The following is a 12,455-nucleotide window of genomic DNA, read 5'->3' as shown; positions in this document are numbered from 1 at the left end:
TTTTTTGGTTGAGGCGTCGTGTCGGTCTAACTAGTGATAAATGAAATGTGGTACACTAGTTAGGAAATTTAATTTGAGAAGGGACGACGGCCTGTAAATGAAGAGAGAAGAACAATTGACTCGGACCCACGCGGCGATTTTGACTGCGGCCAGGGAGCAATTCCTGTCACAGGGTTATCAAGCAACGTCGACGCGTGAGATTGCGCGCCAGGTGGGAATCACACAACCTGCCTTATACCATCATTTTAGTGATAAAGAGGTCATCTTCTTAGAGGTAATTCGGACAGTTGGGGAAGAGATTCGTGAGGGAATTGAGCAGGTCGTTGCCAATCTGACGCCCAATGTTGATTCAGTGGAAGCCTTAACGGCAGTGACCGAGGTCCTGACATCGGCACATCCCAGAGACGTTTTTACGGTGATTCACGGAAGCTTCCGGTTCTTGAAGGCGGAGAATAAGCGACGTTTGGGGATGGTCTTTCAACAGGATTATCTGGCACCACTGACGGCCTTTTTTGCCACGGATGCCGTCCAGCTACAAGGCCATATTCAGCCCCAAGACGCGGCTTCTTTCTATCTCACCAGTCTGAGTCCGCTCTTTAACACCTTCCATCACGTAGGGCCTAAGGATGCGACACAGCACGAGCAGACCATGGCCCTGGTGCGATTGATCCTGTTTGGGGTTGCAGTTAAAAAGTAAAGTCAATGTATTGACATTCGACGCTAGATTTAGTACTATATCATTTGTATGCAACTGTGAACTGAAATTGGTAGCGCCGATATATTGTCCGGAGCTATCACTATAAGAAGCCAAAAGCAAACTTTGGGTTTGTTTTTGGATTTTTTTTGCCAAAAATCCGGGTCTAAATGCAATTGTAATCAAAATGTAACATTCCGGATAGGCCAGTTGACAGAATAAATAGGAGAGGTGAACAACTTGGCAGGACACTTAGTGAAATACGGGAAACACCGTACTCGCCGTAGCTATTCGCGGATCAAGGAAGTCCTTGATCTCCCTAACTTAATCGAGATTCAGACCAATTCGTATAACTGGTTCCTTGACGAAGGTTTACGCGACATGTTCGACGACATCATGCCAATCGAAGATTTTCAAGGAAACCTTTCGTTAGAGTTTGTTGATTATCAATTACTAGAACCCAAATATACGGTCGATGAGGCACGAGAACACGATGCAAACTATTCTGCACCGTTGCACGTAACCCTGCGCCTGACGAACCATGAAACGGGCGAAATTAAGTCACAAGACGTCTTCTTCGGTGATTTCCCATTAATGACGGCCCAAGGGACCTTCATTATTAACGGGGCAGAACGGGTAATTGTTTCCCAATTAGTCCGGTCACCAGGCGTTTACTTCAATGATGATACTGATAAGAACGGTCGGACCATCTTCGGTGCCACTGTTATCCCTAACCGGGGTGCTTGGCTTGAATTTGAAACGGACGCTAAGAATGTTTCTTACGTTCGGATTGACCGTACTCGGAAGATCCCAATGACCGAATTAGTTCGGGCGTTAGGTTTCGGTTCTGACGATGAAATCTTGGATATCTTGGGTGACAACGAAAGTCTGTCACAGACGTTGGAAAAGGATATTCACAAGAACAATGACGATTCACGTGTCGAAGAGTCCTTAAAGGATATCTACGAACGTCTACGTCCAGGTGAACCTAAGACGGCCGACTCTTCACGGAGTTTACTGACCGCCCGGTTCTTCGATCCCAAGCGTTACGACATGGCGCCTGTTGGACGTTACAAGACCAACAAGAAGCTCAGCCTGAAGACCCGTTTGCTCGGCTTAACCTTAGCCGAAACGTTAGCTGACCCTGATACTGGTGAAGTTATCGCGCAAAAGGGCACGGTAGTTGATAAGGACGTCATGAAGACCTTGGCCCCATACTTGGACCAAGAAGACTTCAAGATGGTTACTTTCCAACCTTCAGACGAAGCCGTTGTTACTGAACCACTTAAATTACAAATTATCAAGGTGCAATCACCAGACGATCCAGAACAAGAAGTTCCTGTTATTGGGAATGGCAACATTGATATCAAGCTGAAGCACATTCGCCCAGCCGACATCATTGCTTCCATGAATTACTTCTTCGATCTCCAAGTTGGGATTGGGAACGTCGATGACATTGACCACTTGGGTAACCGGCGGATTCGTTCCGTGGGTGAACTCCTGCAAAACCAATTCCGGATCGGGTTATCCCGGATGGAACGGGTTGTGCGTGAACGGATGTCCATTCAGGATGCTGCGACGGTAACGCCACAACAACTGATTAACATTCGCCCAGTGGTTGCCTCAATCAAGGAATTCTTTGGGTCATCTCAATTGTCACAATTCATGGATCAGACTAACCCACTTGGCGAATTAACGCATAAGCGTCGGTTGTCTGCCCTTGGACCTGGTGGTTTGACGCGTGACCGTGCCGGATATGAAGTCCGAGACGTTCACTACACCCACTATGGCCGTATGTGTCCAATTGAAACGCCCGAAGGTCCTAACATTGGGTTGATTAACAGTCTTTCCAGTTACGCTCGGGTTAACAAGTACGGGTTCATCGAAACGCCATACCGTCGTGTCTCATGGGACACCCACAAGGTTACCGACAAGATCGATTACCTGACGGCTGACGAAGAAGATAACTACGTTGTTGCTCAAGCCAACACGCCATTGAACGATGACGGTTCATTCGATACGGATACCATTATGGCCCGTTCCGAAGCCGATAACATTGAAACGACGGCTGACCGGATTGACTACATGGACGTTTCGCCTAAGCAAGTAGTTGCTGTGGCCACGGCATGTATTCCTTTCTTGGAAAACGATGACTCCAACCGGGCCTTGATGGGTGCCAACATGCAACGGCAAGCTGTGCCGTTGCTGGACCCTCATGCACCATTGGTTGGGACTGGTATCGAATACAAGGCAGCGCATGACTCTGGGGTTGCTTTAATTAGCCAACACGAAGGTACTGTTGAATACGTCGATGCCCGTGAAATCCGTGTACGTCGTGCCGACGATGCGCTAGACACTTACAAGCTGATGAAGTTCCGCCGTTCTAACGGTGGGAAGAACTACAACCAACGTCCAATCGTTAAGGTTGGCGATCACGTCGACAACGACGAAATCTTGGCTGATGGTCCTTCAATGGAAAATGGGGAACTGGCCTTAGGTCAAAACCCATTAGTTGCCTTCATGACTTGGCAAGGGTACAACTTCGAAGATGCCATCGGGATCAACGAACGATTGGTTCGCGATGACGTTTACACGTCGATTCATATTGAAGAATATGAATCAGAAGCACGTGATACGAAGCTTGGGCCTGAAGAAATGACTCGCGAAATTCCTAATGTGGGTGAAGACGCCTTGAAGAACTTGGACGAAGACGGAATTATCCGGATTGGTGCCGAAGTTCAAGACGGTGACATCCTGGTTGGTAAGGTAACGCCTAAGGGTGTGACTGAATTATCAGCCGAAGAACGTTTACTCCATGCCATCTTTGGTGAAAAGGCCCGTGAAGTTCGGGATACTTCCCTGAAGGTACCACATGGTGGTGGCGGGATTATCCAGGACGTGAAGATCTTTACTCGTGAAAACGGGGACGAACTTTCTCCTGGTGTTAACATGATGGTTCGGGTCTACATCGCGCAAAAGCGGAAGATCCAAGTTGGGGACAAGATGTCTGGTCGTCACGGTAACAAGGGGACGGTTTCCGTTGTTATCCCTGAGGAAGATATGCCATACATGCCAGATGGGACCCCAATCGACATCATGCTGAGCCCAATGGGTGTGCCTTCCCGGATGAATATCGGGCAAGTGCTCGAATTGCATTTAGGGATGGCTGCTCGTAAGTTGGGTATCCACGTGGCAACGCCTGTCTTTGATGGTGCCCAAGATACTGATATCGCGGATGCTGTTAAGGAAGCCGGGATGGCTGCCGATGCTAAGACCGTCTTATACGATGGCCGGACCGGTGAACCATTCGACAAGCGGGTTGCCGTTGGTGTCATGAACTACTTGAAGCTGGCCCACATGGTCGACGACAAGATGCACGCCCGTTCCATTGGACCTTACTCACTGGTTACGCAACAACCACTTGGTGGTAAAGCGCAATTTGGTGGCCAACGTTTCGGTGAAATGGAAGTTTGGGCCTTGGAAGCTTATGGTGCCGCTTATACGTTACAAGAAATCTTAACGTACAAGTCTGATGACGTGGTTGGCCGGGTTAAGACCTACGAAGCCATCGTTAAGGGCGATCCAATTCCAAAGCCTGGTGTGCCTGAATCCTTCCGTGTTCTGGTCAAGGAATTACAATCCTTGGGTCTGGACATGAAGGTCTTAAACGGGAACAACGAAGAAATCGAACTCCGCGATATGGATGACGATGACGACGATGTTGTGAACGTTGATGCGTTGAGTAAGCTTGCCCAACAGCAAGAAGAACAACGTAAGGCGCAAGCTCAGGCTGAAAGTGCCAAAGCAGCACCAGAAACCACTAAAAATGAAAGTCAACCGAACACACAAGACTAATTAATAAGGGAGGTCGCTTCTTTGGTCGATGTCAATAAGTTCGAAAGCATGCAGATCGGGCTGGCTTCACCTGATAAGATCCGTAGCTGGTCTTACGGGGAAGTTAAAAAGCCTGAAACCATCAACTACCGGACGTTAAAGCCTGAAAAAGATGGACTTTTCGACGAGCGGATTTTCGGTCCTACTAAGGACTGGGAATGTGCCTGTGGGAAGTACAAGCGGATCCGTTACAAGGGTGTCGTTTGTGACCGTTGTGGGGTCGAAGTTACCCGTTCTAAGGTTCGTCGTGAACGGATGGGCCATATTGAATTAGCAGCTCCTGTAACCCACATCTGGTACTTCAAGGGTATTCCAAGTCGGATGGGTCTTGTCTTAGACATGAGCCCTCGTGCCCTGGAAGAAATCATCTACTTTGCATCCTACGTTGTCCTTGATCCCGGTGATACGCCTTTGGAAAAGAAACAACTCCTTTCCGAACGCGATTACCGTGACAAGCTCGTGGAATACGGTAGCCAAGCCTTCAAGGCTGAAATGGGTGCCGAAGCTATCAAGAAGTTATTGATGGCTGTGGATTTAGATAAAGAAGTCACGGAATTAAAGGAACAATTGAAGGATGCTACTGGCCAAAAGCGGACGCGTGCCGTTCGTCGTTTGGACATCTTGGAAGCCTTCGTGACATCTGGTAACCGTCCTGAATGGATGGTCATGGATGCTATTCCGGTAATCCCACCTGATCTTCGTCCAATGGTACAACTCGAAGGTGGCCGTTTTGCAACGTCCGACCTGAACGACTTGTACCGGCGGGTTATCAACCGGAACAGCCGGTTGAAGCGTTTGTTAGACTTAAACGCACCTGGTATCATCGTTCAAAACGAAAAGCGGATGCTCCAAGAAGCCGTTGACGCCTTGATCGATAACGGTCGTCGTGGCCGTCCAGTTGCTGGTCCTGGTAACCGTCCATTGAAGTCTCTTTCACACATGTTGAAAGGGAAGCAAGGTCGGTTCCGTCAAAACTTGTTAGGGAAGCGGGTTGACTACTCTGGTCGTTCCGTTATTGACGTTGGTCCTTCCCTCAAGTTCAACCAAATGGGTCTCCCAGTGCCAATGGCTTTGGAATTGTTCCGGCCATTCATCATGAAGGAACTCGTTGCGCGTGGTTTGGCTTCTAACATCAAGAACGCCAAACGCCAGATTGACCGTGAAGATGATGATGTCTTCAATGTTCTTGAAGATGTTATCAAGGAACACCCTGTTCTGTTGAACCGGGCCCCTACGCTTCACCGTTTAGGGATTCAAGCGTTCGAACCAGTCTTGGTTAGTGGTAAAGCGATGCGTCTTCACCCATTGGCTTGTGAAGCTTACAATGCCGATTTCGATGGGGACCAAATGGCCATCCACGTGCCATTATCTGACGAAGCACAAGCTGAAGCACGTCTGCTGATGTTGGCTGCTCACCATATCCTGGCACCTGCCAGTGGTAAGCCAGTCGTTGCGCCTTCACAAGATATGGTTATCGGGAACTACTACCTGACGATGGAAGAAGACAACCGTGAAGGGGAAGGCATGATCTTTACCGACCTCAACGAAGCTGTTCTGGCTTACCGGAACGGTTTGGTTCACTGGCACAGTCGTGTCGGTGTCCAGGTTTCTTCCATGCCAGACAAGCCATTCACTGATGATCAGCGTACTAAGATTATGGTCACGACTGTTGGGAAGTTGATCTTTAACAACATCCTGCCAAAGTCGTTCCCATACTTGAATGAACCTACTAATACAAACTTGAATGGTTACGTCCCTGACAAGTACTTCTTGGCACCGGGCGAAGACATTCATGATTACTTGCAAAATGCTGAATTAATCGGACCGTTCAAGAAGGGTTTCCTGTCCGACATTATCGCGGCCGTTTACCAACAATACAAGGTTACTGAAACCTCTAAGTTGTTGGACCGGATCAAGGATTTGGGTTACGACGAATCCACGAAGTCTGGGTTAACGGTTGGGATGGTCGACGTTACCGACTTGAAGGAAAAGCCAGAAATTATCGACGCAGCCCACAAACAGGTTGCCACGGTAACGAAGCAATTCCGGCGCGGGTTGATTACGGACCACGAACGTTACGAACGGGTCATTGGGATCTGGAACGATGCCAAAGATGACATTCAAAACGCTCTGATCCACAGTTTCGACCAACAGAACCCTATCTTTATGATGAGTGATTCTGGTGCTCGTGGTAACATTTCTAACTTTACGCAATTGGCTGGTATGCGTGGATTGATGGCCGCACCTAGTGGGGACATCATGGAACTGCCTATCACGTCTAACTTCCGTGAAGGCCTGACGGTTATGGAAATGTTCATTTCGACCCACGGTGCTCGTAAAGGGATGACCGATACGGCCCTTAAGACTGCCAACTCAGGTTACCTGACTCGGCGTCTGGTCGATGTGGCACAAGATGTTATCATTCGGGAAAAGGATTGTGGGACTGATCGTGGTTTGAAGATTCGGGCCATCACTGATGGTAACGAAATGATCGAACCTCTGTATGACCGGATTCTCGGCCGTTACACGCAGAAGTCAGTTGTCGATCCTAAGACCGGTGACGTCATCGTGCCAAAGAACCAAATGATCGTCGAAGACACGGCGCAGAAGATTGTTGACGCCGGTGTTGAAGAGGTCACGATTCGCTCCGCCTTCACTTGTAACACTGAACACGGTGTCTGCGAACACTGTTATGGTCGTAACATGGCCACCGGTGATGAAGTTGAAGTTGGTGAAGCAGTCGGAACTGTTGCCGCACAATCAATCGGTGAACCAGGGACGCAATTAACCATGCGTAACTTCCATACCGGTGGTGTTGCCGGGAACGAAGATATCACCCAAGGGCTTCCTCGTGTTCAAGAATTGTTTGAATCTCGGAACCCTAAAGGTAAAGCTGAGATCACTGAAGTTACTGGGACGGTTGAATCAATCGAAGAAAACCCAGCTGACCGTGTCAAGGAAGTTACGATTAAGGGTGAGGCTGACACTCGGAGTTACAAGTTACCAATCACTGCCCGCATGCGGGTTTCTGAAGGCGACTTTATTCACCGTGGTGCTGCCTTGAACTATGGGTCTGTTGATCCTAAGGAACTTCTACGTGTTCGTGACGTGTTGTCTACTGAAACTTATATCTTAGGTGAAGTTCAACGTGTTTACCGGATGCAAGGTGTGGCCATCAGTGACAAGCACGTTGAAATCATGGTTCGTCAGATGCTTCGGAAGGTTCGGATCATGGATCCGGGCGACACCGATGTCTTACCTGGGACCTTGATGGATATTCAAGACTTCCGTCGCGCTAACTACCAGACGTTAATCTCTGGTGGGATCGCCGCTACGGCTCGTCCAGTTATCTTGGGGATCACTAAGGCTGCCTTGGAAACGAACAGTTTCTTATCAGCCGCTTCCTTCCAAGAAACGACGCGTGTCTTGACCGATGCTGCTATTCGTGGCAAGAACGATCCACTGGTTGGTTTGAAGGAAAACGTCATTATTGGGAAGATTATTCCTGCCGGGACTGGGATGCCAGATTACCGTCAGATCAAGCCCAAAGAAGTTGGCGGTTCGTCAACCGAAGGTGTTTACTCGATCAGCGACCTCGAAAAACAAATGCAAGAAGACTCTCAAGCCTAACTTCGGTTAAGCGACTTAGTCGGGGACTCGTCAGAGATGGCGGGTCCTTTTTGTTTGTCTAAGACCAAAGCCACCAAACCAAGGCACTTATTGTGAGATAGGGGATTAGGGCGATACGTCCAGAGAACCAACGGTGGGTAAGCAGGGCCAAGAGACAGGCAGTCAGTAACCACCAAGCAGTTGTCGGTAAGCCAAAGGCCAGACCATACAAACCGATAAATTCGAGATCGCCATCGCCAATGGGTGGTTGAGAAAGGTGGGACCAGAGGAGATGGACACCGATGAGCCAGATACTAGCTAGGCCCCAGATGGGGAACCCGAATGGCCAGAGGAGCACGGGAAGGCTTAGCCAACTGATGATACCGGGAAAGGTTTGGGTGGCTTTATCACATAAGCTGGCGTAGATCCAGAGGTAGAACCAGATCACAGTAAGCAGAGTGGCTGGTCCCATGATAGTGGTGGCTAACCAGCCCCCAACGAGCTCGAGGATGAGGACTTGTCGCGGAATGGCGGCCCCGCAAGTTTGACACCGACCCCTTTGATAGAGATAACTCAGAACGGGGACGAGCTGCCAGGGTTGCAGGGGAATCTGACAGGTATCACAGTGAGACCCCGGATAGAAGGGAGACTCTTGGCGGGCATAGCGCGCGCTGGTGGCTCCGATCAGGGAGCCAAAACAACAGCCATAACAAAATAGGAAAAAAGTCGACATTTATGATCACCTCTTAGATACCTCCGTGAAAAATGTCGAATTGTTTTCAGAGAATTGTCATAACCCTCATTGACATTGGGTTTCCGGCATGGTATTCTATTCAAGGTGCCTTTCGCAGACAGGTCTCGGGTAACTTACCAGACATGCTGACTGACGGCGGGAGGGACACTTCAATTAGATCCCCCGTCTAGGTGGCTTTTTTCTTTAAAGAAAAATGAACCACCTGGATGTGTGGACTTAAACTCTATCAGAATACAGAAAGGAGGACTAGTTAGATGCCTACTATCAACCAATTGGTGCGTAAAGGTCGTAAATCTAATAGTTCTAAATCAGATGCCCCAGCTTTAAACTACGGGTATAACAGTTACAAAAAAGCTCAAGTTAAGAATCCTGCTCCTCAAAAGCGTGGGGTTGCTACTCGTGTCGGTACCATGACACCTAAGAAGCCTAACTCAGCTTTACGGAAATATGCACGTGTACGGTTGTCAAACTTAATTGAAGTGACTGCTTACATTCCTGGTATTGGTCATAACCTTCAAGAACATAGTGTTGTCTTAATTCGTGGTGGCCGGGTGAAGGATTTACCTGGGGTTCGTTACCACATCGTGCGTGGTGCGCTTGATACTGCCGGTGTTACCGACCGTCGTCAAAGCCGTTCTAAGTACGGTACCAAGAAGCCTAAGGATTAAGAATCACGACATTAACTGACTTGCACGGATGCCGTCAAGCAGTTACTAAACAATATTCAAGGAGGATAATATAATGCCTAGAAAAGGAATTGTACAAAAGCGTGAAGTCCTTCCTGATCCAATTTACAACTCAAAGTTGGTTACTCGTTTGATTAACCACACGATGATGGATGGGAAACGCGGAACTTCAACTAAAATCATTTATGGTGCCTTCGACATCATTAAGAACGAAACTGGTAACGATCCAGTGGAAGTCTTCGAAGAAGCAATGAAGAATGTTATGCCAGTCTTGGAAGTTAAGGCTCGCCGGGTTGGTGGATCAAACTATCAAGTCCCAATCGAAGTTCGTCCAGATCGTCGGACGACTCTTGGTCTTCGTTGGATGGTACAGTACTCCCGTTTACGTGGTGAACACACTATGGTTGAACGCTTAGCGCGTGAAATCATGGACGCTGCCAACAACACGGGTGCTGCTGTTAAGAAGCGTGAAGACACTCACCGGATGGCAGATGCCAACCGTGCCTTCGCCCACTACCGTTGGTAGAAGCAGCCATCGCACTGCTTTACTCGCGGTGTGATAAAATGTTAGAGCGGAGCGTCTCATGACTCTCTCGCTTCTAACTTAAGGGAGCAATCCTTTAATCCAGAGGTGGCTACTAAAATCAATTGCGATGTTAGTAGTCACTTTTTGGCACAATCTACGATCAATTTTGAGAGGAGTTACACATTAATCATGGCTAATACTCGTGAATTCCCGCTTGATAAGACTCGTAATATCGGTATCATGGCCCACATCGATGCCGGTAAGACGACGACCACTGAGCGTATCCTGTATTACACTGGTAAGATCCACAAGATTGGTGAAACCCACGATGGGGCTTCCCAAATGGACTGGATGGAACAAGAACAAGAACGTGGTATCACGATCACTTCTGCCGCAACGACTGCGGAATGGAAGGGTCACCGGATCAACATCATCGATACTCCAGGGCACGTGGACTTCACTGTTGAAGTTGAACGTTCTCTGCGTGTGCTTGATGGTGCCGTAACCGTCTTAGACGGTCAAGCCGGTGTTGAACCACAAACCGAAACTGTTTGGCGTCAAGCCTCAGATTTCGATGTTCCTCGTATCGTGTTCGTGAACAAGATGGATAAGCTGGGTGCCGACTTCGACTTCTCAGTTAACTCCATTCACGACCGGTTACAAGCCAACGCGGTTGCTTTACAAATGGCAATCGGTGCCGAAGATGATTTCGCCGGTGTTGTTGACTTAATCGAAATGAAAGCCTACGTGTACGACAAGGATGAACTGGGTTCCTCATGGGACACTGTTGAAATTCCTGCTGACATGAAGGAAGAAGCTGAAAAGCGTCATGAAGGCATCATCGAAAGCGTCGCTGACGTTGATGATGAAATCATGGAAAAGTACCTTGAAGGTGAAGAAATCACCAAGGCAGAATTAAAAGCCGCTATTCGGCGTGCCACTTTGAAGCTGGAAATGTTCCCAGTCTTCGCTGGTTCTGCTTTCAAGGATAAGGGTGTTCAAATGTTGATGGACGCCGTTGTGGACTACTTACCATCTCCATTGGATGTTAAGCCATACAACGCCACTGTTCCTGATACTGATGAAGCCGTTACGTTGCGTGCCGATGACGACGCGCCATTCGCTGCCTTAGCGTTCAAGGTTGCCACCGACCCATTCGTTGGTCGTTTGACTTACATCCGGGTTTACTCCGGTACCTTGGAAGGTGGTTCATATGTCTTGAACGCCACTAAGGACAAGCGTGAACGTGTTGGACGTCTGCTGCAAATGCACTCCAATCACCGTCAAGAAATTCCAGAAGTCTTCTCCGGTGATATTGCCGGGGCCATTGGTTTGAAGAACACCACTACTGGTGACTCTTTGACTGACCCTAATCACCCACTTCACTTGGAATCCATGAACTTCCCAGATCCAGTTATCCAGGTTGCCGTGGAACCTAAGACGAAGGCTGACCAAGACAAGATGAACAACGCCTTACAAAAGCTTTCTGAAGAAGACCCTACTTTCAAGGCTGAAACTAACCCTGAAACTGGTGAAACTCTGATCGCTGGGATGGGTGAACTTCACTTGGACATCATCATTGACCGTATGAAGCGTGAATTCAAGGTTGAAGCGGACATTGGTGCTCCTCAAGTTGCTTACCGTGAAGCCTTCACGAAGTCAACTAAGGTCCAAGGTAAGTTCGTTCGTCAATCTGGTGGTAAAGGTCAATATGGTGACGTTTGGATTGAATTCACCCCTAACGAACGTGGTAAGGGTTACGAATTCGAAGACGCTATCGTTGGTGGGGTTGTTCCTCGTGAATTTATCCCTTCAGTTGACCAAGGTCTGCAAGAAGCCATGGCAAACGGTGTGTTAGCCGGTTACCCATTGGTTGATGTTAAGGCCAAGTTATACGATGGTAGTTACCATGAAGTCGATTCTAGTGAAGCAGCCTTCAAGGTTGCTGCATCATTGGCTTTACGTAACGCTGTTAAGTCCGCTGGTCCTGTCATCCTTGAACCAATCATGAAGGTTGATATCTTAGTACCAGAAGACTACATGGGTGATATCATGGGTCAAGTTACCGCACGTCGTGGTAAGGTCGATGGTATGGAAGCTCGTGGAAACGCACAAATGATTCACTCCTTCGTTCCGTTATCCGAAATGTTCGGTTACGCTACGACGTTACGTTCCGCTTCTCAAGGTCGTGGTACCTTTACCATGACGTTTGACCACTACGAACCAACGCCAAAGAGTGTTCAAGCTGATATTATCAAGAAGAACGGCGGTACTCCAGTCGAAGACTAGTCC

At 48.4% G+C, this 12,455-nt stretch carries 7 protein-coding genes; 6 read left to right on the top strand and 1 reads right to left on the bottom strand.

Annotation, left to right across the window (positions count from 1 at the left end):
• Positions 1–97 precede the first annotated feature (97 nt).
• From EKM70_RS02505 to rpoC, 3 genes are all read left to right on the top strand, one after another.
• Positions 98–697 (top strand): TetR/AcrR family transcriptional regulator, encoded by a 600-nt coding sequence (locus tag EKM70_RS02505; RefSeq protein ID WP_125544939.1) that lies wholly within the window; start codon positions 98–100, stop codon positions 695–697.
• A 237-nt stretch (positions 698–934) separates the two neighbouring features.
• Positions 935–4,549 carry a DNA-directed RNA polymerase subunit beta gene (gene rpoB, locus EKM70_RS02500; RefSeq protein WP_125544937.1) on the top strand — a complete coding sequence of 1,205 codons (3,615 nt, stop codon included), beginning with the start codon at positions 935–937 and terminating at the stop codon, positions 4,547–4,549.
• A gap of 21 nt (positions 4,550–4,570) precedes the next feature.
• Entirely contained in the window at positions 4,571–8,218 is a 3,648-nt protein-coding gene (rpoC, locus tag EKM70_RS02495; RefSeq protein ID WP_125544935.1) for a DNA-directed RNA polymerase subunit beta', read from the top strand.
• Positions 8,219–8,276: 58 nt separating this feature from the next.
• On the opposite strand, the gene EKM70_RS02490 is transcribed toward rpoC, so the two are convergent.
• Positions 8,277–8,930 carry a prepilin peptidase gene (locus tag EKM70_RS02490; protein ID WP_125544933.1) on the bottom strand — a complete coding sequence of 218 codons (654 nt, stop codon included), beginning with the start codon at positions 8,928–8,930 and terminating at the stop codon, positions 8,277–8,279.
• A gap of 275 nt (positions 8,931–9,205) precedes the next feature.
• Between EKM70_RS02490 and rpsL the strand changes: the two genes are divergently transcribed.
• The 3 genes from rpsL (at position 9,206) to fusA (ending at position 12,452) form a co-directional block, all read left to right on the top strand.
• Positions 9,206–9,619 carry a 30S ribosomal protein S12 gene (rpsL, locus tag EKM70_RS02485; RefSeq protein ID WP_125544931.1) on the top strand — a complete coding sequence of 138 codons (414 nt, stop codon included), beginning with the start codon at positions 9,206–9,208 and terminating at the stop codon, positions 9,617–9,619.
• A 73-nt stretch (positions 9,620–9,692) separates the two neighbouring features.
• On the top strand, positions 9,693–10,163 hold the full coding sequence (rpsG, locus tag EKM70_RS02480) for a 30S ribosomal protein S7 (protein ID WP_057879271.1): 471 nt from the start codon (positions 9,693–9,695) through the stop codon (positions 10,161–10,163).
• Positions 10,164–10,352: 189 nt separating this feature from the next.
• Entirely contained in the window at positions 10,353–12,452 is a 2,100-nt protein-coding gene (gene fusA, locus EKM70_RS02475) for an elongation factor G (protein ID WP_125544929.1), read from the top strand.
• The last annotated feature ends 3 nt before the right edge of the window (positions 12,453–12,455 follow it).

This window comes from Levilactobacillus lindianensis (genome assembly GCF_003946095.1).
In the GTDB taxonomy this organism is placed as follows: domain Bacteria; phylum Bacillota; class Bacilli; order Lactobacillales; family Lactobacillaceae; genus Levilactobacillus; species Levilactobacillus lindianensis.
This window is presented reverse-complemented; position numbering and strand designations above follow the sequence as displayed.